Origin of the sequence: Paenibacillus pinistramenti, from assembly GCF_005869875.1 — a bacterium.
GTDB lineage: Bacteria > Bacillota > Bacilli > Paenibacillales > Paenibacillaceae > Fontibacillus > Fontibacillus pinistramenti.
On record NZ_VAWG01000004.1, the window covers coordinates 108,292 to 130,496 of the forward strand.

27 protein-coding genes are annotated in these 22,205 nt (G+C 47.6%); 18 read left to right on the forward strand and 9 right to left on the reverse strand.

The genetic code is table 11. From position 1 onward, the window contains the following. Window positions 1-164: 164 nt before the first annotated feature. Window positions 165-992, reverse strand: a complete 828-nt coding sequence (locus tag FCN15_RS07495) for an SDR family NAD(P)-dependent oxidoreductase (protein WP_138494390.1) — start codon at window positions 990-992, stop codon at window positions 165-167. A 115-nt stretch (window positions 993-1,107) separates the two neighbouring features. Between FCN15_RS07495 and FCN15_RS07500 the strand changes: the two genes are divergently transcribed. After that, window positions 1,108-1,776, forward strand: a complete 669-nt coding sequence (locus FCN15_RS07500) for a TetR/AcrR family transcriptional regulator (protein WP_138494391.1) — start codon at window positions 1,108-1,110, stop codon at window positions 1,774-1,776. Window positions 1,777-1,939: 163 nt separating this feature from the next. Here the strand turns inward: FCN15_RS07500 and FCN15_RS07505 are convergent, their stop codons facing one another. Continuing rightward, the gene (locus FCN15_RS07505) at window positions 1,940-2,521 is read right to left on the reverse strand and encodes a TetR/AcrR family transcriptional regulator (RefSeq protein ID WP_138494392.1); all 582 of its coding nucleotides are present in this window, start codon (window positions 2,519-2,521) and stop codon (window positions 1,940-1,942) included. Window positions 2,522-2,720: 199 nt separating this feature from the next. On the opposite strand from FCN15_RS07505, the gene FCN15_RS07515 reads away from it, so the two are divergent. From FCN15_RS07515 to FCN15_RS07525, 3 genes are all read left to right on the forward strand, one after another. Further along, window positions 2,721-3,587 carry an SDR family oxidoreductase gene (locus FCN15_RS07515; protein ID WP_138494393.1) on the forward strand — a complete coding sequence of 289 codons (867 nt, stop codon included), beginning with the start codon at window positions 2,721-2,723 and terminating at the stop codon, window positions 3,585-3,587. A gap of 275 nt (window positions 3,588-3,862) precedes the next feature. After that, window positions 3,863-4,834 carry a quinone oxidoreductase family protein gene (locus FCN15_RS07520; protein ID WP_138494394.1) on the forward strand — a complete coding sequence of 324 codons (972 nt, stop codon included), beginning with the start codon at window positions 3,863-3,865 and terminating at the stop codon, window positions 4,832-4,834. Next, the gene (locus FCN15_RS07525) at window positions 4,824-5,258 is read left to right on the forward strand and encodes a MarR family winged helix-turn-helix transcriptional regulator (protein ID WP_138494395.1); all 435 of its coding nucleotides are present in this window, start codon (window positions 4,824-4,826) and stop codon (window positions 5,256-5,258) included. Before FCN15_RS07520 ends, FCN15_RS07525 begins: the two co-directional genes overlap by 11 nt. Window positions 5,259-5,346: 88 nt before the next feature. Here the strand turns inward: FCN15_RS07525 and FCN15_RS07530 are convergent, their stop codons facing one another. Further along, a complete protein-coding gene (locus tag FCN15_RS07530; protein WP_138494396.1) occupies window positions 5,347-5,604 on the reverse strand; it encodes a hypothetical protein in 258 nt (85 codons plus the stop codon). Between the two features lie 201 nt (window positions 5,605-5,805). Between FCN15_RS07530 and FCN15_RS07535 the strand changes: the two genes are divergently transcribed. The 3 genes from FCN15_RS07535 (at window position 5,806) to FCN15_RS07545 (ending at window position 8,034) form a co-directional block, all read left to right on the forward strand. After that, window positions 5,806-6,168 carry a nucleotide excision repair endonuclease gene (locus tag FCN15_RS07535; protein ID WP_025679390.1) on the forward strand — a complete coding sequence of 121 codons (363 nt, stop codon included), beginning with the start codon at window positions 5,806-5,808 and terminating at the stop codon, window positions 6,166-6,168. After that, window positions 6,169-7,716 (forward strand): tetratricopeptide repeat protein, encoded by a 1,548-nt coding sequence (locus tag FCN15_RS07540; protein ID WP_138494397.1) that lies wholly within the window; start codon window positions 6,169-6,171, stop codon window positions 7,714-7,716. A gap of 81 nt (window positions 7,717-7,797) precedes the next feature. Continuing rightward, window positions 7,798-8,034, forward strand: coding sequence for a DUF6953 family protein (locus tag FCN15_RS07545; RefSeq protein ID WP_138494398.1), 237 nt, complete (start codon window positions 7,798-7,800; stop codon window positions 8,032-8,034). 4 nt (window positions 8,035-8,038) lie between these two features. Here FCN15_RS07545 and FCN15_RS07550 read toward each other — a convergent pair whose 3' ends face one another. Together FCN15_RS07550 and FCN15_RS07555 are read right to left on the reverse strand one after the other, a co-directional pair. Next, on the reverse strand, window positions 8,039-9,754 hold the full coding sequence (locus FCN15_RS07550) for an ABC1 kinase family protein (RefSeq protein WP_138494399.1): 1,716 nt from the start codon (window positions 9,752-9,754) through the stop codon (window positions 8,039-8,041). Next, window positions 9,751-10,074 (reverse strand): AbrB/MazE/SpoVT family DNA-binding domain-containing protein, encoded by a 324-nt coding sequence (locus FCN15_RS07555; RefSeq protein WP_138494400.1) that lies wholly within the window; start codon window positions 10,072-10,074, stop codon window positions 9,751-9,753. The genes FCN15_RS07550 and FCN15_RS07555 overlap by 4 nt, the downstream gene beginning before the upstream one ends. A gap of 175 nt (window positions 10,075-10,249) precedes the next feature. Here FCN15_RS07555 and FCN15_RS07560 point away from each other — a divergent pair, with 175 nt between their 5' ends. Both FCN15_RS07560 and FCN15_RS07565 read left to right on the forward strand, forming a co-directional pair. Continuing rightward, window positions 10,250-10,813, forward strand: a complete 564-nt coding sequence (locus FCN15_RS07560; protein WP_138494401.1) for a TetR/AcrR family transcriptional regulator — start codon at window positions 10,250-10,252, stop codon at window positions 10,811-10,813. 66 nt (window positions 10,814-10,879) lie between these two features. Beyond that, on the forward strand, window positions 10,880-11,908 hold the full coding sequence (locus FCN15_RS07565) for an SDR family oxidoreductase (RefSeq protein WP_138494402.1): 1,029 nt from the start codon (window positions 10,880-10,882) through the stop codon (window positions 11,906-11,908). A 193-nt stretch (window positions 11,909-12,101) separates the two neighbouring features. On the opposite strand, the gene FCN15_RS19445 is transcribed toward FCN15_RS07565, so the two are convergent. Both FCN15_RS19445 and FCN15_RS19450 read right to left on the reverse strand, forming a co-directional pair. After that, window positions 12,102-12,548, reverse strand: a complete 447-nt coding sequence (locus tag FCN15_RS19445; RefSeq protein WP_238996555.1) for an efflux MFS transporter permease — start codon at window positions 12,546-12,548, stop codon at window positions 12,102-12,104. Beyond that, the gene (locus tag FCN15_RS19450; protein ID WP_238996557.1) at window positions 12,520-12,972 is read right to left on the reverse strand and encodes an MFS transporter; all 453 of its coding nucleotides are present in this window, start codon (window positions 12,970-12,972) and stop codon (window positions 12,520-12,522) included. The genes FCN15_RS19445 and FCN15_RS19450 overlap by 29 nt, the downstream gene beginning before the upstream one ends. Before the next feature lie 98 nt (window positions 12,973-13,070). Here FCN15_RS19450 and FCN15_RS07575 point away from each other — a divergent pair, with 98 nt between their 5' ends. The 5 genes from FCN15_RS07575 to FCN15_RS07595 all read left to right on the forward strand — a co-directional run bounded on the left by FCN15_RS07575 (window position 13,071) and on the right by FCN15_RS07595 (window position 16,479). Then, entirely contained in the window at window positions 13,071-13,511 is a 441-nt protein-coding gene (locus FCN15_RS07575; protein ID WP_138494403.1) for an SRPBCC family protein, read from the forward strand. A gap of 1 nt (window position 13,512) precedes the next feature. After that, a complete protein-coding gene (locus tag FCN15_RS07580; RefSeq protein WP_238996572.1) occupies window positions 13,513-14,013 on the forward strand; it encodes an EVE domain-containing protein in 501 nt (166 codons plus the stop codon). Further along, on the forward strand, window positions 13,994-14,437 hold the full coding sequence (locus FCN15_RS07585; protein ID WP_138494404.1) for a MarR family winged helix-turn-helix transcriptional regulator: 444 nt from the start codon (window positions 13,994-13,996) through the stop codon (window positions 14,435-14,437). The genes FCN15_RS07580 and FCN15_RS07585 overlap by 20 nt, the downstream gene beginning before the upstream one ends. Before the next feature lie 169 nt (window positions 14,438-14,606). Beyond that, window positions 14,607-15,620, forward strand: coding sequence for a DUF3231 family protein (locus FCN15_RS07590; protein WP_138494405.1), 1,014 nt, complete (start codon window positions 14,607-14,609; stop codon window positions 15,618-15,620). 145 nt (window positions 15,621-15,765) lie between these two features. Further along, window positions 15,766-16,479, forward strand: a complete 714-nt coding sequence (locus FCN15_RS07595; RefSeq protein ID WP_138494406.1) for a gamma-glutamyl-gamma-aminobutyrate hydrolase family protein — start codon at window positions 15,766-15,768, stop codon at window positions 16,477-16,479. Between the two features lie 71 nt (window positions 16,480-16,550). On the opposite strand, the gene FCN15_RS07600 is transcribed toward FCN15_RS07595, so the two are convergent. Then, the gene (locus FCN15_RS07600; RefSeq protein ID WP_138494407.1) at window positions 16,551-17,312 is read right to left on the reverse strand and encodes a SagB/ThcOx family dehydrogenase; all 762 of its coding nucleotides are present in this window, start codon (window positions 17,310-17,312) and stop codon (window positions 16,551-16,553) included. Between the two features lie 204 nt (window positions 17,313-17,516). On the opposite strand from FCN15_RS07600, the gene pnuC reads away from it, so the two are divergent. The 3 genes from pnuC (at window position 17,517) to FCN15_RS07615 (ending at window position 20,198) form a co-directional block, all read left to right on the forward strand. After that, a complete protein-coding gene (gene pnuC / locus FCN15_RS07605; RefSeq protein WP_138494408.1) occupies window positions 17,517-18,194 on the forward strand; it encodes a nicotinamide riboside transporter PnuC in 678 nt (225 codons plus the stop codon). Next, the gene (locus FCN15_RS07610) at window positions 18,191-19,216 is read left to right on the forward strand and encodes an AAA family ATPase (RefSeq protein ID WP_138494409.1); all 1,026 of its coding nucleotides are present in this window, start codon (window positions 18,191-18,193) and stop codon (window positions 19,214-19,216) included. Before pnuC ends, FCN15_RS07610 begins: the two co-directional genes overlap by 4 nt. 97 nt (window positions 19,217-19,313) lie before the next feature. Beyond that, complete coding sequence (locus FCN15_RS07615; RefSeq protein ID WP_138494410.1) at window positions 19,314-20,198, forward strand: NUDIX hydrolase; 885 nt, start codon at window positions 19,314-19,316, stop codon at window positions 20,196-20,198. Window positions 20,199-20,307: 109 nt separating this feature from the next. On the opposite strand, the gene FCN15_RS07620 is transcribed toward FCN15_RS07615, so the two are convergent. Further along, window positions 20,308-21,288, reverse strand: coding sequence for an Abi family protein (locus tag FCN15_RS07620; RefSeq protein ID WP_138494411.1), 981 nt, complete (start codon window positions 21,286-21,288; stop codon window positions 20,308-20,310). Between the two features lie 256 nt (window positions 21,289-21,544). Between FCN15_RS07620 and FCN15_RS07625 the strand changes: the two genes are divergently transcribed. Beyond that, on the forward strand, window positions 21,545-22,162 hold the full coding sequence (locus tag FCN15_RS07625; protein ID WP_138494412.1) for a TetR/AcrR family transcriptional regulator: 618 nt from the start codon (window positions 21,545-21,547) through the stop codon (window positions 22,160-22,162). Window positions 22,163-22,205: the final 43 nt, after the last annotated feature.

A 22,205-nucleotide genomic window follows, 5' to 3' on the forward strand; every position in this document is an offset into this window, starting at 1 on the left:
GGAACCGTATCACTAGTAGGATGAAGTTTAAGGTTATAACAAGGAACCTCTTCGAAAAAGTCGGAGGGGTTCCTTGCTAAAATAGAAAGCTGTTTAGTTATCTGTTATCTGATATATTTTCTGCAAAGTGATGTTGACGTCCGCCCCGGTCCAACTGCAACGGCTTATTGCACAGGGCTGCCTTGCGCTGCATTCGATACAGTCTCCCAGGCTTCCCAGGCAGCTAGACGGTCAGCATAGAGGCCGCGTGCCGCAGGCAAGACTTCTGAACCGAGCGCAAATCGTAGTGGGGGCTGCGCTGCGTCCACGATCTTGAGAACGGCTTCTGCAGTCGCTTGAGGATTGCCGCGTTTTTCGCCGGATAGACGCGTGAACACCTGCTTCCGTACATCGGCATAGACGTCCATTTCCGGTACTCGCTTACCTGAAGCGCCAAACTCGGTCGCATAGGCGCCGGGTTCGAGCAGCGTCACCTTAATCCCAAAGTCTTTGACCTCTTGCGCCAGACTTTCGTGGAGTCCTTCGACCGCCCATTTGGAGGAGCAATAGAAGCCGATGAGCGGCCTTGCCTCGATCCCAAGGGAGCTTGAAACGCTGATTAAATGCCCGCTGCCCTGCTTCCGCAGGAGTGGCAAGGCGGCTTGAATGACTCGAAGATAACCAAAGTAGTTGGCGTCAAACAGAGCGCGGACATCGGCTTCGCTTGCCTCCTCGACCATTCCGACCAAGGTGTAACCGGCATTATTGAGGACAACGTCCAGCTTGCCGAAATGGGAATGAGCCTGCTGAACGACCTGGCGAACCTGCTCGGCATCCGTTACATCGAGTGCCATGGGAAGAACGAGATCTCCGAAACGTTCCTTCAAGTCGGAGACGTCTTCCAATTTGCGGGCGGTAGCTGCAACTTTATCGCCGCGCGAGAGCGCGGCTTCTGCCCATATGCGTCCTAAACCGCGAGAGGCCCCCGTGATGAACCAGACTTTTTTGTCCATGGTATACTCCTCCTTTATATTCCCTGTTCGGTGTGGGATACTTAAATTAAAGCACCCAATTACGAAACTGTCAAGTTCCGGAACCGAGTAGTATCGAAAAAAGGGGTTAAAATTTATGAATAAGATTAAAAATGAAGAGTCAGTCGGATCCAAATCAGCTGACAAAGCAGCGGACAAACCAGCGAAAACATTAGGCCGTAAACGAGATCACACGCGGGATGCTAAAATCCTGGAAGCGACAATCGACGTCCTCGCCGAAGCCGGCTTTGATGGAATGACAATGGATATGGTCGCAGCCAGAGCGAAGGCCGGGAAGGCGACCATGTATCGCCGCTGGTCCTCCAAGACAGAGTTAGTCCGAGATGCCTTGACCTGGATGAATCGAAATCATCTTGAGCTTGACCTCTTGCCCGATACGGGAACCCTGCGGGGTGATCTGCTCGCGCTATTGAAGCCGCAATCGATCGAAGAAGGTGAACGCAAACTTCGAGTACTCACAGGCTTGGGCTCCTTTTTTTCGCAGAATCCGGAAGCGGTTAACGGAGGGATTTTTGAACCGTGGGCTGTAGTGAATCGTGAGCTTATGCACCGGGCCGTCGGCCGCGGTGAAATTTCCACCCACGCGGATATTGAGATGGCTTGCCAGGTTATTACTTCAATGGCTTCTTATCGCGGACTCGTACAGCGCAAAACATTCGACAAGCAGTTCTACACTTCGCTAATCGACGTTGTCCTGCTCCCTGCCCTCAAAAATCCGTTAACGTCTCCAAATGAAATGGAATAAGGAAGGCGGCCTTTTTGCTTGTGGAAAGAAAATCTTCCTACGAACTGGTCATGATGGAAGGGTCATCCCAATAGGATGGCCCTAAAACTTGCCGTTACAAACAGCAAGGGACTTTGTTCGATTAGGTTGATCTAATTGTTAAGAAGTAACTTTACCGGGATCTTTAATCAAGATAAGGAGCCAGATCAACCAAAACAACCTCAATAATTTCTTCTACCATCCATTCCGCCGAGCGGTTTTGAGTGTTCCGGCTCCACTGCAAAGCCGACCCAAATATGCCCCAACTGACAACGAGCGCCTTAGCCTCCACTTTATCATGCGAAATGTCCTGCGTGTTCGTCCCATGTAACCATTTAAGCAGGAGTCGATGAAGCTTCTTATGAATGGCATTTTCGAAAATGGTTTCAAACTGCTTGTCTCCGGGCGTACTGTGCTGTCGGGCCTGCACAAGAAAATCGAAGATGGTTTGAATCAGGATTCGCAAATTGTGCGCATTGAAGATTGAGTCTTCGGGCAGTCTGTCATTTACAAATTTTTGAAACCTCTCCGTTTTCCAATATTCAAGAAAATCATATTTATCCTGAAAATGCGCATAGAACGTTGTTCGATTTACAGCTGCCTGAGCTGCGATATCATGTACGGAAATGGAATAGAAGTTTTTCTTTTCCCTAACCAAATCGTTAAAAGCCTGCACGAGCTGTTGACGGGTTCTTATTACACGCGGGTCATCAGGATTGACTGACATGGGGCCCTCCTCTTTCCCTTGAACTCAAATAACAGACAATATGACTCATCTGTAGGTAACACAACAAAAACAGCTTTTTGCAGATTGTTTACATAACGCAATCCTTTTATCTTCTACGTATACGATTATAATTTCACAAACCAAATCGTATGGCAAGAAGCGCACTTTACAATATATAAACGAAAGGATGCATGCAGAAATGATTGTTGTTACCGGAGCTAACGGAAATTTGGGAAGGAAGATCGTTGAGGAACTTCTCGGGCGTGTTCCTGCAGAGGACATCGGCGTGAGTGTCAGGGATGCAAACAAGGCTCAGGATCTAAAAGAACGCGGAGTACGTGTTCGACAAGGTAATTTTGACGATTCCGAAAGTCTCCTTCACGCCTTTGAGCAAGCGTCACAAGTGCTCATTGTCTCTTCCAACGCTTTGGAGGGAGAAGAGGCAGTTCGCCAGCATCAAACCGCCATTGATATGGCGAAGAAGGCTGGGGCGGGCCGAGTGCTGTACACAAGCCATATGGGTTCAGCTGCGACCTCACATTTCCCTCCCATGCGCACCAATGCGGCTACAGAAGAGATTCTGAAATCTTCAGGGATGGCTTTCACATCGCTTCGATGCGGCTTTTTTGCCAGTTCAGCGTTATTGATGATCAGCGATGCCTTGAAAACAGGGGAATTAATAGTCCCGGATAGCGGTCCAATTGCCTGGACGACTCACTCGGACCTGGCTGCAGTTACAGCGGCTATCTTAACAGAGGGGAAGCTCGATGGGATTACCTCTCCTCTTACGGCCTCCGAGGCGATTGACATGGAAGGGATCGCATCGATTGTTTCCAAGATCATGGATCAGCCCATTCGGCATATCGTTGTGCCCGATGAAGAATATAGGAAACGCTTGACGTCTCATGGAATGCCAGCTGCGATCATCAATTTGCTTACAGGTATCTTTCAAGCAAGCCGGCAGGGGGATTTTTCGCAAATCGATCCCACTTTGGAAAACCTAATAGGACGTCCTCCGATCAGACTCCAGGATTTTTTAAAAGACTCGATTCCCCAATCATCTTAACAATGAAGATAAATTACCATCTTAAAAAAACAGTTGACATTAATGAAGTCAAGAGGCTATTAATCGAATGAAATTGGTGAAAGAATCAAGTGCGTTTATTGAAAAATACGGGATGGAGATTAGCCGCGGCTGCTCCATCCTTTTATATTGAATGCGGCAAATATTTAGCCGTAATCCCTCCCCCTAAATTTATATGTGCATATTGCACTCAATCATCAATCTGTGTTATATTATGTGCGGAATGCACATAATACGATGAAGGAAGGTTGCTACCCATGAAAGCAGCAATCGTACGAGAAAAAGGAATGAATCCCGTAATCGGTCAGCATGAAGCCCCCATTGCTATGGCGGGGCAAGTCCTCATTAACGTAGAAGCGGCTGCCCTGAGCCGGGTTAGTAAGTATCGTTCAATGGGTATGCACTATTCCTCGGAAGCACATTTTCCACTGGTGGCAGGTATTGATGGTGTTGGAACGCTGCAAGACGGTACTCGCGTGTACTTCGCGCTGCCTAACCCGCCATTCGGAAGCCTGGCGGAACAGACGATCGTTAATGCAAAGTTCACTGTCCCCTTGCCTGACAGCATGGATAACATTACTGCCGCTGCGATCGCTAATCCCGCCAGTTCTTCATGGGCAGCGCTGCTCATTCGCGCTAGCTTCAAGGCGGGCCAGACGGTCCTGATTAACGGCGCGACTGGCGTCTCTGGCAGCTTGGCTGTTCAAATTGCCAAAGCTTTAGGAGCCCATAAAGTGATCGTAACCGGACGTGACGAATCGAAGCTGCGAGCACTTAAAGCCGATGAAGCAGCTGCGTTCGACATGACTGCAGATAACGGCGCAAAGCGGTTTGAAAGCGCCCTGATGCCTATTATTGCCGAAGGCGTCGATGTTGTATTGGATTATCTATGGGGTGACAGCGCGCTAGCGATCATGTCGGCTCTTGCCAAGACGAAGACGGCTCGTGTGACGAGATTTGTAAGCATCGGCACGTCTTCCGGCCAAGAGGATATTGCGCTGCCTTCCGCCATTCTCCGCTCGTCCACGATTGAACTTGTAGGCAGCGGAGACAAGAGTGTATCCAAAGCCGATATGCTGTCCGCAATTAGAGAATCTTTCGAATTGGCAGCAAGGGGTAAGATAAAGATTGACACAAAGGTGTATGCTTTAGAGGAAATTGAAGAGGCTTGGAATGCTCCGTTGATGCCAAGACCCGTAGTGAGGATACAGCACACAAATGGAAAATGAGATTTTTAAGGCGCTAATTGATTTAGTCTCTCTCATCAACCGGCCGGATCGCGATAAGAAAATGATCGCAAACGCCGGCGTAAATCTAGAGGCGGCAACCTTCCGCGTGTTCGGGGGGATTGTCCATCTCCAGCCCGCCAGCGTTGGCGAATTGGCCGCTCTGATGGGCAAGAATTATTCCAGCGTTAGTCGGCAAATCGATAAGCTAGAATCCGCAGGGTTGATTCATACGTATGCATCGAGTGCAGATAGCCGTGTCCGTATATCTGAATTAACGCCGTACGGGGAAGAAGTTCATGCGAAGATCAGCGATACTCGTGAACGTATCATGCGGGAGGCTTTGTCCGACTGGACTCCAGAGGACAGACAGGAATTGCTGGATAAGCTCCGCCGACTGTTCCACTCGCTGCAACAGGTGGACTAACAACTCCCAAATTGCCCCGCTAATCGGGATGTTTGCGGGAATTTCAGTATAATCATTATAGTTGTACTATCACTCAGTATGTTCCGAATCAACAACCCAGCAATGCCCTTCCTTTCACATCAACATAAAGCTTGTAGATCTCAGGGTCAATGTTGACTCCATTAACTTTTGCATTTAAGAACAATAGGGAGTCAACGGCTCGGCTGTTGTAAACGGTCTGCAGCTCATCGAATTCTGCCATCAGCATCTCGATCTGTTCCTTTTTAGCTGTCATTAAAGATATTATGCTCAGTAAAGATTTTGATTGCTGCTGCGGCAGACATCCAACGTACTTTCCGTATTTCATGACGATTTCATCATTTTTCGCGTAGTCCTGTTGTTCTACTCCGGTCCTTTCCTAATAGATACACAGTCATTCTCTAGAATTCTAAAAACGGAAGATTCGCGAAGCGAGAATCGTAAGAAGTTGGATATAATGATATCATGTAGTTAGTTCGGAGTACGAACACAGTATACAATCAAATACAGACAAAGGAAGTAAACGATTATGATCAATATCATCATTCCCACCCCTAATGTCACCATTACCAAAAAGGTTGATCCTCAGGAAAGCAACATTTACGGCTTCACCGAATTTCACCTGATCACTAGAGAGTTAGGTGGGATTTTCATGTTCTATAACGATAAAGATGAATTGTTGTTCGTCGGAAAAGCCAGAAAGCTAAGACCGAGAATAAAGAAACATTTTGAGGATTCCGTATCCCCGATCAGAATGCATAGAGACGAAGTAACGAAAATCGAAGTTTGCATCGTGGAAGATCCTGTCCACAGAGAAATTTATGAAACGTATATCATTAATGAAGGCAAGGCCAAATATAACGAAGACAAAGTATTTTTCAGACAGGCCTAAATGACGACAAGCGATCCTAAACAACGTTACCGTTTCAGTGAAGCACCGATCTGGAAAGTCCAGCGTGAATATTATGAAGAGAAGGGAACGAAGGCTTGGAATAATGACCAAGTTCCCCAATATATAACGAGTAATCCCATGATCGCTGCTGCCTATGCAGAAATGATCTTTGGGTTTCTTCAAGATCGAGTGAATAGGGGAAATGGCTCTGAACCTGTGTATATTGTGGAGCTTGGAGCAGGAGCGGGACGTCTTGCTTTCCATTTGTTAAGCGAATTGTGTCAGTTAATCGACTACGCCGGGATCCCGCTGCCCCCGTTCCGCTATATCATGACGGATTTGGCCATGGACAATGTTAGGGCATGGAAGGAGCATCCCGCGTTTCAAAAGTTCATTGCCGAAGGATTGCTGGACTTTGCGCGATTTGATGCTGTGCATGATTCCATGCTGAACCTCATTGTATCCGGCACAACGATTCGTGAAGGGGAGTTCCAACAACCGTTAATCCTTGTTGCGAACTACTTCTTCGATAGCATACCGCAGGAATTGATTTACATTGGCGATGGGGAAGTATATGAAACGGATGTTTATGTTGAACAATCCGAACATCAGGACTCCCTTCAACCCGCAGAATGGTTAGATCAAGTCACCTTACGCTATGAGCATCGGCGAGCGCCCGAGTACGAACAGGCAGCCTATCCTTACCGCAATGTGATTTCCATTTATCAGGAACAACTTGAAGACTCGCATATTTTATTTCCTGCTGCCGGTATCGCTTGTTTGGAGCGTTTGAACCGGTTATCCCCGCCGGGTTTCCTATTGATAACGGCAGACAAAGGAGATCACTTGCTGGATAGCTGGAAATTTGCAGACCCCCCCGAGTTGGTCTTACATGGAAGCTTTTCCTTAACGGCAAACTACCACGCGATGAAATATGTCTATGAACAAAAAGGAGCTGCGGCGTTATTTCCACCGCATCACTACAAAAATATTAATGTAGGCTGTATTCTCCATTTGGATAAGCCGATGGATTATCACAACCTGCGATTAGCTTACCGTCGTAGTATTGAACGCTTTGGTCCTGATGAATTTTTTAGTATGAAATGGTGGGTGGACCGCCATCTGGATACCATGGGGTTGCAGCAAATCTTGAGCTTTTGGCGTTTGGGCGGCTATGATGCGGAATTTTTCATTCAGAGTACCAAGCGCATTTCCGACTTGCTGCCAGAATCAAACGAAGAAGAAAAACAGGATTTGCTTAGAGGCATTCAACGGATGTGGTCTTCGTACTACGTCATGGAGCAGCGATATGATCTGGCGCTCGATGCCGGACTGTTACTATTCGAGATGGACATGTACGAACACTCCAAAACTTATTTGGAGATTTCGGTACAGCAAGAGCAAGAAGAGGTTGTATCAACGGTATTTTATTGTCTAGCCATTTGCTGCTTCGAGTTAAGCCTAGTTGAAGACGCCAAGAGGTACTTACAAAAGCTGTTGGAACTTGAGCCTGATAATGAAGAGGCATTAGCGCTGATGGACTATTGATGCGTCTATGGGGAAAAATAAGGAGCCGCTCCGCAGAGGGACGGCTCCTGGCAATACGTGAGTAGAAAGGAGCATCATCCTATGGAAGTCACCGCACAGGAAGCTGCAGAATGGATGGTCACGGAAATCAGGTCTACGGGAACGTTATACCAGACCGATGCGATTGAATATGTGAAGACCCATTTCGGCGAACAGTTCATATTTGTGAATGAGAACGGAAATACATCGCTGTCTAAAGAGGTGAAGAAGGCTTTCCGCAAACTCCACGGCGGCAAGATTGCTTGGGACCGCGACGGATTCTTCTGGGCTTGGACCTGACCCCTTACGACCGTGATCTAAACTTCTTCTGTTCCAGCCTGCTCTGCTCACGCATGGCCTGCATCTGCTGGGCATGTCTTACATCCCTGCGGCGTTGCCGCGATTTGAGCTGACCAAGCATAATAAGCAGCCCCAACGTGCCGAGCACATAAGAAACGACGTGAGTCACTTCATTCCACAGGTTTGCAGCCGTCAGAAAAAATACCGCGCCAATGATGGCTGCAATGATCCGCCCTGTGTTCTTATTTTGCGTATCGATTAATTTCTTCTCAAAGGAACTCGATAGCTTTACCCGTAAATTTCCGCCATCCATTTTATCGACGACAGAAATGAACTTCTTGGTTGTAGGAAGGATTCCTTTTAGAAGTTTCTTGCCTTCATCCATCACGGTTGAAAAGGCACTTCCCCGCAGATCGCCGCGCATCACCTCTTCGACATAAGGCTTGGCGGTCCCGATCAGATCAAGCTCAGGGTCCAGTCCCAGACAAAGGCCATAAAGCGTGACAATTGCTTTTCCCAAAAAGGTTGTATTTGCAGGCAGCTGAAAGGGCTGAGAGTAGAGGAAATCCCGCAGCTCTTCCACATTGTCGCCTGACGTCACAAAATCCAGGTCAAACGTATCGCCGTTGATTTGCTCAAACAATAACGTAAGATTCCTTGCAAACACCTCTAAATCCGCATTCCGTCTTAAAAATTTCAAACGAGTAAGGGCATCGATTGCGCCGTGGGCATCTTTTAGATACACAGCCATCAGAAGGGCTATCATCTGCGCTTTCATATCCTCTGCAATTCGTCCGACCATGCCGTAATCGATTAAAGCGATAGTGCCGTCAGGCTGCACGAGCACATTGCCCGGGTGCGGGTCTGCGTGAAAGAAGCCTTCTATCAGAATCTGCTCGATAAAAATCTCCATCAAGGACTTGGCTAGTTGGGTCCGATCTACACCCCAGGCATCAAGCTGGGCAAAATCGTTGATTTTTACCCCTTCCAAGAACTCCATGGTTAACACTTTTGAAGTGGTATAGGGCCAGTGAATGCCTGGAACAACAATATCCTCCCGGTGGATGAACTGCATCTGAAATTGTTCGGCGTTTTGCCCCTCTTTTTGATAATCGAGCTCATCCATCACGGTTTCGTGAAACTCATCGTACACGGCATCGAGGTCCATGAAGTTTCTCATCTGGGTCAAGCGTTTTAATAACCTTATCGCAACCTGTATGGATATCCAATCAATGGCAATAATGTCTTCGACCCCGGGACGCATCACTTTCACCGCGACCTCTTCACCTGTGGGTAATGTCGCCCGGTGTACCTGTCCTAAGGAAGCCGCTGCAATCGGAGTTTCACTAAACTTGGCAAAAATCTCGCTAATCGACGCGCCAAGCTCACTCTCTACCTTCTGTTTGATCTCGGAAAAATCGACCGGAGCTACGGAATCCTGCAGCTTGGACAATTCATCGAGAACTTCCTTCGGCAGAATATCCACCTGCGCACTGACATGCTGGCCAAGTTTGATGATTAATCCGCCCATATCCATGGCAGTCTGCGTAAAATACGCGGCCAATTTTCGATATAAAGCCTTGGTTTTCGCCTCCAAGCGCCGTCTCGGAATAAAATGCTTCTGCCTGCCCAGCCACCAGAACCCCCAAACGAACTTCAAAATCATGCGCATGGTTCTTCTGAACCGGACATCCTTCATCAACTGGATGAATTCGCTCATTCTTTTTCAGCTACCTCAGGTTCATTTTCATCCTCTTCAGAAACAGGGGTGCTTTTATCAAAAATCGCTTGAGCCATGCTTTCAAACTTTTTCGAAGCGCTCATGAAGAAATCCGCAAACCGGTTGAACATTTCTGCTTTGACCAGAATGACAGCTCCCTTGCGCTTATTCCCGAATACGATGAATTTCTCGCCCGGCTGGATATCAAGCTCTTCCCTTGCTTCCCGGGGAATTACAATTTGGCCTCGCTCGCCCATGGATGTGGTTCCCAGCACTTTGCCATGCCCGAAGCCATGACTATTATCTTTTCTTTGGTGCATTCTCAATCTCTCCTTTGATTCAAAATCTGCATAATCGTATGTTATTTCATACTAATCCTACTTCCAAGGAGGTATGTCACAGCTCCAATTGCTAAAGGTTATTCGCACATAACAATATTGACTGACTAATCACTCTCTTATATAATAGGGGAAACAAGGAACAAGGAGGAGACACATGGCCAGACCTAGAAGCGACGACAAACAAACTGCGATCCTGGCGGGAGCGACCCGGGTGATTGCCTCTCAAGGATTGGGAGCATCGACAGCAGCAATCGCCAAAGAGTCGGGTGTCTCTAATGGGTCACTGTTCACCTACTTTGATACAAAGGCAGATTTGTTGAACCAGCTTTACATCGAGCTTAAGACGGAGATGAGTTCGGTCATAGACGGAATCCCGGCTGATCATGACCTGCGGGAACAAGCGCTTTATATGTGGACCCAGTGGATGAACTGGGCAGCATCTTTTCCGGAGAAGCGGCGGGCCTTGGCACTCTTGAATGTATCGGACGAGGTGACACCGGAGAGCCGCCAGACAGCGAGACAGGTCATGAGCGGGGTCAGAGAGTTTATGAGACGAATCACCGAAAATGGCCCCATGCGAGAAGAGCCGTTAGGGTTGCGAGTTGCCCTGTTGAACGGAGTAGCGGAAGCGACAATTGACTACATGATGCAAGACCCAGCCAACGCAGATAAACATCGTATGGTGGGTTTCGAAGCCTTCTGGCGAATGGTGGTATAAAATTTTTCCGAAATTTTTTTCGGAAATAAAAGAGTGACTAGTCAAACATTTAAGGAGGATTTTATCATGACAAATACGGTCTTAGTAACAGGCGGTACAGGCTTTGTTGGTGCGCAGATCATTCTTCAACTCTTGCAGCAAGGCTACAACGTGAGGACTACACTTCGCTCACTTAGCAGTAAATATAAAGTGATGGATACCCTTCAATCCAACGGAATCAAGAGCTTTGACAGCCTTGCATTTGTGGAAGCAGATTTATTAAAAGATGATCATTGGGACGAAGCGATGGAAGGCTGCGATTATGTATTAAGCGTGGCGTCTCCTGTCTTTTTTACGATTCCACAAGATGAAGAAGAAGCGGTACGCCCTGCTGTGGAAGGCATCATCCGTATCCTGAAATCGGCCCGAAACGCAGGTGTTAAGCGTGTGGTCATGACGTCCAATTTTGGCGCCGTTGGATTTAGTAATAAGGACCCGAATAAGGTGACGACAGAGGCCGATTGGACAAACCCGAATGAAAAAGGCCTATCCATTTACGAAAAATCCAAATTATTAGCAGAACGTGCCGCTTGGGATTTCATTAAGAAGGAGGGCGGCGACCTGGAGTTTACTACCATTAACCCTGTTGCAATATTCGGCCCATCCTTGAGTGCCCATATCTCAGGAAGCTTTGATCTCCTCAAACTTGTACTAGACGGCTCGTTTAAAGCAGTTCCCAATATCCCTTTGAATATTGTTGACGTCCGGGACGTGGCTGATCTCCATATCCGTGCCATGACCCACCCTCTTGCAAATGGGCAGCGTTTTATTGCATCGGCAGACGGCCAAATATCGCTGCCCGAAATTGCGGCATTGATAAGAAAGAAATATCCGGATGCAGCAGGAAAAGTATCCGCTAGAACACTGCCAAACGCAGTCATTTATTTGGGAGCACTATTTAATAAGCAGGCCAAAGAGGCGGCACTGCTGCTACGGATGAACCGCAATGTGAACAATGCGAAGGCTAAGACAATGCTGGGCTGGAAGCCGATTGCAGCCAATGAGGAAATAGTACTTTCTTCGATAAACAGCATGCTTAAGTTCGGAATTATATAATAAGAGACGAAACCCCGCTGCTTGGAACAGCGGGGTTTGGCTTATTTTTTATGCAGGACAATTTGCTGCCGTTCAGGCTCCCCTTTTCTTGTGAATAAAGAAGGCGCTTGCAAATGCTCCAATAAGCAGGAAGATGGCAATAAACAATTCCACATCTTTCATGCCGGCGTTGAAAGCATTAATAACAATATTCTTAATAGCTCCATTCAAAAGGAACTTTAAGGGTATGACGGATCACCAGGATCCCGATTGCCCCAATAAATAGCGCGCCGCTAATTAACCAGCGATTGCCGATTTTTCCGGAAATAATCCCGGACAGCGGACCCAATATCATGGTAAACCCGCCATATAAACCTGCTCCTAACACAAAAGCCGCAATGTTGGCGCCGTTAAAGGACCAATTTCTAAAAATAGTTAGTTCGATCATGGGCTGCTTGACCGTTCTCTCAGTGACTATAAAAGCAATTATTAAAACGATTGATAAGCCTAACAAACCTAAAACGTGCCAATTGGTCCACAAGTATTCTTCATGCATTTCTTTTTGAATTAAGGCTAATACCATAGTAAAGATCAAGGCAGTGCTCAGAACGAATCCTAAGAAATCATTCTTTTCATGACCCGCCTGAAATCGCCAGACCAACCACACTGCTCCAAATACCTAATGCAAGTCCGCGCTGCTGTTCAGGAAAAGAAGCTGTAACAATGGTCAGGGATAAAGACATCATCGCAGCTCCGCCGATTCCCTGGAAACCCCGGAAAATGTTCAGCCACAGATCACTGCCTGCTAATCGGCTTGCGAGGGAGCCGATTACAAAGATACCTAATCCGACTAAAAATACTTTTTTACGTCCGGCGATATCTCCTAATTTGGAGACTGGCAATAACATCGCGGCATACACTAAAGTATAAGCATTCAAGACCCATTGCAGATTTGAGAAGCTTGATGAGAGATTCCTTTGAATTTCGGGTAAGGCTACATTCACAATCGTAATATCCAGCATGGCCATAAATACAGCCAAACTCACTGTGACTAACACCCACCATTTTCTAATCCGGTTTTGCAAAATAAAAAACTCCTTTCGTGTTTTTGTGCGCGCTAGTATTGACTTATATAATATTTATAAATATAATACGTACAAATACTATTTGAGGGGAGATCCCTATGTGGCAATTTGAGCATTCCCTTACGACGACGGCGAAGGCAGAAACAATTTGGGGGCTGTACAGCGATATTACAACCTGGACAGAGTGGGATAAAGGCATCGTAAGCGCTTCACTGGAGGGGCATTTTGTCCAAGGCACAAAGGGGCTCCTGCAGCCGGAGGGGCAAGAGCCGCTCCCCTTCGAGCTTGTGGAGGTTCATCCTCAGCGTGGATTCTCGGATATCACCGATATTCCGGGCGCCGGTATTCAAGTTCAATTTACTCATCTGCTGGAGGAATCGAACGGAACGACCAAGGTTACCCATCAAGTAAAGATTACGGGGCCGAATGCGGAGCAGCTGGGGCCCAAATTCGGGGCTCACATGGTAGAAGGCATCCCTCAGACAATGGAGGGACTCACAAAGCTGGCCCTGCAGAAGGAACGTGAACAAGGTGAGTGAGATGCCAGAGAAGAGGCTGGAAAATATGACAGAGCAGATGACAAAAGAATCCCCTCGGTACTGGATTGGCGTCGTTTCCGCATCCCATGTCTCGAGGGGAGTGGAGGGCGGCTTCGCCCAGCTCTGTCATGGGAAGGCAGCGCCCCTCAAACGGATGCAAGCCGGCGACTGGCTGATTTATTACTCGCCTCGCACAGATATGCAGAAGGGGGAACCGCTGCAGGCTTTTACGGCGATCGGCCAGGTGGAGGATGACCGGGTCTATGAATACCCGATGTCTGACTCGTTCATACCCTTTCGCCGCAACATTCGCTATACTTCTTGTAGGGTAACAAAGATTAGTTCGCTGCTGGAGCAGCTAAGCTTTACACGCGGTGAGAGAAATTGGGGCTGCCGGTTTCGGTTTGGTCACTTTGAAATCTCGGAGCAGGACTTTCAGATTATTGCAGACGCAATGTTGAACAGCACGGAGGGAAAGGCATATGAGCTCAGAATTCAATAATGAAGAGGAAAGCCCCGGCTTTATGCTGTGGCGGGTCACGAATTTATGGCAAAAGGCAATCAGGAATGCATTGGAGCCTTATGAATTGACCCATCCGCAATTCGTCCTTTTGTTTTCCTGCAAATGGCTGAATGAACATAATGGCCAAACGGGTATTACCCAGGTTCAGTTGGCCCAGCATGCACAGATAGACGTGAATGTCACGTCGCAGGTGCTGAGGACGCTGGAGAAGAAAGGCTACATCGAGCGCCGGCCTCACCCGGCGGATTCACGGGCGAATGTCATTTCCGTCACGAAGGCGGGGGACACGGCTGCATCGCAGGCCGTTCAGGCGGTTGAAGCCGAGGACCGGGCTTTTTTCTCCGGCCTTGGTCATGAGGTTGGACAGCTGAATCGGCTTCTGCTGCAGCTTGCGAAGCGGTAGCCGTTGGCCTTAGAAACGGAGGGAGGCAAATCCTTGCTTCCCTCTTTTGCTGATTGTACAGGATCTGACTGTTGTTGAAGGAGACTCGCTGATTAAAGCTGCACTTTTGGTGTATTTCCAGGTTGTCTGCTGGATACCCTAGGCAGGGGTACCAATAGACCGTAAAGGAATGATTATTGTGACAGCCGATCAATCTCAATTAACCGCAGCAGAGATGGGAAAGCTTTGGGCAACATACGTTGGAAATACGCTGGGGAAGTGCGTACTGAGTTATTTCCTTCAGCATGTGGACGATAAAGAAACTGAGAAAATCCTGCAATTTGCCCTGGGGTTATGTAAGGACTATATACAGGACATAGAAGCTGTTTTTAAACAAGCCCATTTTCCAATACCGGTCGGGTTTACGGAGGAAGATGTAAATTTGGAGGCGCCGCGGCTGTACGAAGATGATTTTTACCTCCATTACTTACAGTATTTGGGCAAGGGGGGGATGAGTATTTATAGTGTGGCGATCCCTTTAGTGACAAGGAAAGATATCCGGGATTTCTTTGTCAAAGCTCTTCGGGATACTAGCAAATTGATGGTCCTTGTTAATGACGCGCTGCTCCCCCAGAATACGTTAATCAATCCGCCCGTTATTTCTCCTCCTGAAGGAGTCGACTTTGTTAAAAAGCAGAGCTTTTTAAATGTCTTTTTCGAAAAAGACAGACCGCTCCACGGTCTGGAAATTGCCCATCTTTACGGCAACCTGAACAACGATATCACGAGCAAAGCTGTTATTGTTGGCTTTATGCAGGTGGCGAAAAGTGAAGAGGTCAGACAATATTTAGAACGTGGAAAGAATCTTAACCAGAAGCATATTGAGCTCATGTCGGATAAATTGACTAAGAACGATTTGCCATCGCCTTCGAGTATTGATCATTTGGTCAGGACCTCTACGGAGCCCCCTTTCTCAGATAAACTAATGGTCTATCATAAGATCGACATGTTCTCCATGAAGATAAGGGAATACGCGAATGGTGCATCACTTAACGGTAGAAAGGATGTTGGCGCCTTGTTTGCAAAATGCCAGCTGGATGTCTCCTTATACGTAGAAGATGGTGCCAATATTATGATTGACCGCGGCTGGATGGAGCAGCCCCCAGAAGCTGTAGACCGGGATAAATTACACGCTGATCATTAAAGGCTTGGTCAGGCAGCTGCTTTGAAGTAACGATCTCTCTTCCGCAAACTTGCAAACGTCCAGGCTCTCAAAAAGTAATTTGAGTGTTGTTAAGTTTGTTATACAATGGGTGTAATTTAATCATACCTTATGCGGGAGAGATCATATGGAGAGACCAATCATAGGAGTATTGCCATTGTATGACGGGGACAAAGAGAGCTATTGGATGCTTCCGGGGTATATGAAAGCAATTGAAGACGCTGGCGGGATTCCGTTCATGCTGCCGTTAACCTCGGATGTTGAGCACATCACCCAAATCGCCCATATGTTCGACGGCTTTCTCTTCACCGGCGGGCATGATGTGAATCCCGAATTGTATGGAGAGACAGTGGAAGAGGTATGCGGGGAATTGTGTAATCCGCGGGATGTTCTGGAGAAAGCCCTATTTCAACAAGTTGTAAAATTAGACAAACCAGCGCTTGGAATCTGCCGCGGGCTGCAGCTGTTCAATGTCCTGCTGGGAGGTACGCTCTATCAGGATCTCCCGGCGCAGTTAAGGTCTGAGCCAAAGGTTAGACACAAACAAGCTCCTCCGTATGCAGAGCCGGCTCACCCTGTTTATATCGAACAAGGTAATCTATTGCACCGCATTCTGAAGACGGAGACCCTGAAAGTCAACAGCTGCCATCATCAGGGGATTAAGAAGCTGTCCGAGCAGCTGCTTCCGGCTGCCAAAGCAGAAGACGGCTTGATCGAAGCGGTGGCTATGCCAGACAAAAGGTTCATTCTGGCTGTGCAGTGGCATCCGGAATTCAGCTACCAGTCGGACCGGTATAACTTTAGGTTGTTTGAAGAGTTCGTTAAATCCTGTGTGAAGTAAAGCTCCCTTATGCGGGTAATGAAACAATTGATAAAGGCCAGCCGGCAAGGCTGGCCTTCCCTTTTTCCGGACTATTTCCGCTTCTTCCCCACAGCGCCCAGGAATAGGACAAACTCCTCATCACCGTCCAAGCCTAATACCTCGTCGATGAGGTTTTGGTCATAAATACCGATTGCACATGCTCCTGCATCGATCGATTCGCTCGCCAGATAAAGGTTCTGGGAGACGTGTCCGATATCGATCAGGATTTTTTTGTGCGCGGAGATATCATATTTCCATTCGGACCGGTAGGGAATGGTGCTCCAAGCGAACATGACGGCCGCCTTTTTCGCGAAATTAGGAACAAAGGGCTGCTCTAAAGTAATGGCATCCACTTTCTGGTCCATTTCCTCCAGATCAAACATAAATAAGAGCTTGTGCTCCACCGGTAAATATCTGTAGATTCCCTGGGCGATTCCCTCTACGCGCATAATGAACAGGTAGGTCTCAAACGTATGCGTGGCCCCGCTGCACGGCACCGTCCGGAGGGTAAGTCCGGCCTTGTTTGTACCGGCTATTCCTTGTGTAGCCCATAGCAGATAGGACAGCTCCTCAAGGCTCAAACGGTCCTCTGCATAAAATCGGGTGCTTCTTCTTTGCTTTATGAGCTCATATATATTTGGCTTCTTTACAACGTCCTCGTTACATTCGGGAAGATCAATCATGACGGATGAAGAGGAGTAAGGTTTAACGATTGCGGGTTTGGGCAGACCCTTTATTTTATCTGTCTTCACATGTTTAAACTCAAGAAAGTTGGACTTCAGGAAATTTCTCTGCTGTTCATATCGTCCCATGCTGGAACCTCCTAGGATATCTGTACTGGATAAAAGTATACACGGCCTGGCAGTTAACTTTGTGATTATAATCACTTAGTTTTTATTTGCCATCTGTGGACCTTTCTGTTATCTTGTTAGTAACATATTGTTATTAACATAATTGTACTAAGTAATGTTCGTTCGTTTTGCTCCATAACAATACACCATTCGGAGGGATGCAGGATGAAGAAGGATGCGAAGGGCTGGAACCTGTTCGAAATCGGGTGGCTGGTGCTGTTTACCGCGATTGCTGCCGGGTTTACGATGATTTCAAAGGACTCTTTATTTGGTTTTACGGTGTTTATTACCGGGGTACTGTGCGTGGTGCTTGCGGCGAAGGGCAGCCTGATGAGCTATGTGTTTGGCATGTATAATACGGTCGGCTACGCCTATTTGGCCTATACGAACGGATTGTTTGGCGAGGTGATGCTGAATCTGCTGTTCTTCGTGCCTATGAATGTCATTGGATTTTACATGTGGAAAAATAACCGCCAAGGCGGCAAGCTCGCCATGCGCCAGATGGAGCTTAAAGGCCTGCTCCTCGTTGGAGCGGTCTGCGTGTCAGGCTGTCTGCTGCTGGGCTTCGGGCTTTCGTTCATCCAGGGGCAGAACTCGCCTTATATTGATGCTGCGACGACGGTGCTGTCGGTTGCGGCGACCTTTTTAATGGTGTGGAGATTCAAGGAGCAGTGGCTGGTCTACATCGTGCTGAACCTGTTTACAGTGCTGCTGTGGGTGATCCGGATGCTGGAGGGCAGCGGCGAGGGCCTGCTGATGATCGTGATGTGGAGCGCTTATCTGGTCAACGCGGTGTACGGATACTCTATTTGGAACAAAGGGGCTAAGGAGGCTGCGGCATGAAAAAGCTAGGATTAACGCTGGGCAAGTTTGCCCCGCTGCACAAAGGACATCAGTTCATGATCGAAACGGCGCTGCAGGAGGTGGATGAACTGATCGTGGTTATTTATGAGACGACGGTCACCCCCATTCCGCTTCATATCCGGGCGAACTGGATCCGCAGGCTCTACCCGGAAGTCCGGGTAATTGAAGCTTGGGACGGCCCCGACGGGTATTCGGATGACAGGGAGCATGAAATCCGGGAGGAACAGTATATCCTCGGTCTGCTGAACGGGGAGCAGGTGACGCATTTTTACTCGAGTGAGTTCTACGGCAGGCATATGAGTATCGCTTTGGGCGCGGTGGACCGGCGGGTGGACGAAGCCCGCGGGCGGGTTCCGATTTCAGCGACGATGGTCCGCTCCGATCCGTATAAGTACCGAGAGTTTGTAAGTGATATCGTGTACCGGGACTTGATCACGAAGGTAGTATTCGTGGGAGCAATGTCGACGGGGAAGTCGACGATCACCGAAGCGCTGGCGCAGCGGTATAACACGGTCTATGCGAGTGAATACGGACGGGATTATTGGACCGAGCATCAGGTGGACCGCAGAATCGGCCTCGAAGCGTTCGATGAAATCGCAGTCGGTCATATCGAGCGCGAGGAAGAGGCCTTGCTGAAGGCGAACCGGTATCTGTTTGTCGATACCAATGCGATTACTACGTATATGTTCGCCCTGGATTACCACGGCCGGGCCCCTGAGCTGTTAACCCGGCTGGCTCTGGAGAACGCGCAGCGCTATGATCTGTTCTTCCTGTGCGACGACGATATTCCCTATGACGATACGTGGGACCGCAGCGGGGACCAGAAGCGGCATATTTTTCATAAACAGATCATCGCGGACTTGAAGGAGCGGCGCATTCCCTACATTACGCTGCGGGGCAGTCTGGAGGAGCGGATGCAGAAGGTAGACGAGGTGCTGGCGGGGTTTGAGCCTTACGGGAACTTGTTCGGCAGCTTATTCGGGAAGGACTTTGACAACTAATTTGGATATGTTTAATGGAGCTGGACGGTTAGAGTTAGAAATTGACGATGAGAGTTACAAATTGACGATGAGAGTTACAAATTAAGGAGGGAACAGAATGAGCTTGTTGGACCGGGACGGACTTACCGAACGCGAATTTCTGGCGCAGTACCGGCCAGGAGATTATGAGCGGCCTTCGGTGGCCGCGGATATGGTGATCTTCACCGTGACGGATGCGGAGAGGGACAGCTATCGCAAGCTTCCGGAGAAGGAGCTGCGCATCCTGCTCATCCGCCGGGGAGGCCACCCCTTCCTTGGAAAATGGGCGCTGCCCGGCGGCTTTGTCCGGCCGGACGAGACGACGGAGCAGGCCGCAGCAAGGGAGCTGCTTGAGGAAACGGGCGTGGGCGACGTCTATTTGGAGCAGCTGTACACGTTCAGCGACACGGGGCGCGACCCCCGGGGCTGGGTGATGAGCTGCAGCTATATGGCCCTGATCAACAGCGGCCAATTGGAGCTTAAGGCAGGTGACGATGCGGACGACGCCGCCTGGTTCCAGGTATCCTATCGGCTGCTGCGGGAGCAGAAGGAGCTGCTGGAGGACGGATACATCAAGACCCTGGAGTACGAGCTCAAGCTGAGCGGCGAAGAGGAGCTTACGGCGGTTGTGGCGAGAACGGTGACGGTGAAGGCAGCATCGACTGGCACGGATTATAAGATTGTATCGAGTGACGGATTGGCCTTTGACCACGCGAAAATTATAGCCTACGCGACCGAGCGCCTGCGGGGAAAAGTAAATTATACCGATATTGCGCTGCACCTGATGCCGAAGCTGTTTACCTTGACGGAGCTGCAGCAGGTTTATGAGGTCATTCTGGATAAGGAGCTGCTGAAGGCGGCCTTCCGCCGCAAAGTGGCCGATCTCGTAGCAGAGACCGATCATTTCACCGAAAATGCCGGGCACCGGCCATCCCGCCTGTACCGGAGGAAGGTGGTGGATTAACGAATAAAAAGGGAGCTGGACGCATCCAGCTCCCTTAGGTGTAGTCCGAAGACATCCACCGCTATTCCGTATATATAATATACCCTTACCGCCTAAACGATGCAACAAGTTAAAGGCGGATAAATGATTTTAATAAATTTATCTTGTTTCTTGTGTCTGTATAAAGAATAAGATTATATACATGAATTGGAATTTGATTTCGGAAGCTATTAATAATGGTTTCAAAACGTGAAACAACCTTTAATAAGTCATGTTTTGGAGTCATTAAATTTTTCTGCAAATAAATAACTAAAATTAAATAATCAATTATTGTATCGAAAGAAATATTCTGTATACCAGTATCTAATTGGAGTGAAGAGATTAATGAATAATTCGGGTTGCTTCTCTTGAAACGAGTATCAAATATAACATCATTATGTGCAATTGAATTTCTAAGATCTTTAATTGTATATACAATGCTTTCTGTTAATTTACCATTTGCATCACACGATTGATTCAGATTTAAGGATTTAGATATGTCCTTTTTAATATTAATATTTGCACAGGAAACAAAGTTGCCGAATTCACCTAAACTTATTACTTCAAATATAGCCCAAATAGGGACTGGTTCATCTTTATGATAAAAGTGCTGCACGACCTGCTTATCATTAGAATAATCTCTTGTGAGAACATTATAAAACTGGTCCCGCAATCGTAATCTTTTATTTTGAGCCAGCTTATATTGTTTTGAACCGACAGGATGGCTCTTGTGATAAGTTAACAGCGAATCGTAAATAATATTGAAATTCTCTGTTCTGCCATGTTGCAATATTACTTCAAGGAAATAATTTTTCAATGCAGTTTCGATAAACATTATTTGGGGGTAGAAAAGGGACTTGAGGTCCATGTCAAAGGTATTTACCGCAAGAACTTGATTAAAATCGTTGTATGCAATTTTGCGAGAAGGATTATTTATGAAGCGGTAACCTTTATATCCATGATAGTATCCGATGTTCCGAAGTTTACGCTTATGACTACTTCCTTGAATGGTGATACCATGATTATCTCTCAAATACTTCATTAAAGCATCTATACTTTTGACACGCGACATATTTGTTCCCCCTCATAATTGTCACACTATTATATCATGCTATATAAATTTAAGTGAAGTAATAAGGGAATGTATGTTCGTTTATTGGAGGGGTATGTCGAAATTCAACAAGTAAGAGTAGCCCAACCAAGCTGGTCCTCCGGTTGGATTTATAAAAAGTGCTGGCCGTTATCCTGTTTGACAGCAGCTTTGCAGGCCGATATAATTTCGTTACACGATCGTTGAAGGAAATCGTTGACGGAAAGGAGAGAGAACCTTGTCTACAACAAGAAGCGAACAGGCTGCCGAGACCAGGGAGAAGCTTCTAGAGGCCGCTAAATCCTTGTTCGCGGAGAAGGGATTCGATGGGACTCCCGTAAGGCTGATTAATCGTTCCATCCAAATGGGAGATGGCATTCTTTATCACTATTTTCCCGGGGGCAAGAGAGAAATCTTGACGGTCCTGATTCGGGAAAGCTTTGACCGCCGCAGGGAAGCGATCGGGCAGACAAACCGGACTGTTGAGCATCTTGATCTGCGTGAGGCTTTGCTTACTTTCACCAGAAAGCTGTTCGACCTGTTTATGGTGGATCTTGATCTCATGAAGATCTTGTTTAGAGAGAATGACGTACTGGGGCTGGAGGAGTCGCAGCGATTAGCCTCTTGGTTGCAAGAACAATTTGCAATATTCGCTGATTTTCTGGATCGGAGACGGCTCAAAGGGGAAGTAAAAGCTGATCTTGACGTAACACTTGCCGCACGGCAGTTTCTGACCATGGTCATGCAAATTGGAATCTCCCGCATAACAGGCATAGAAATTATCAACGAACCGGATGTCGACCGGTATTTCGAGAGAGTGGTGGACTTCACTATCGGTTTGTGGAAAATTTCTTAAAGAGATACTGGACGGAAGAAATTTTTTTTGCCGTTTGGTTCAC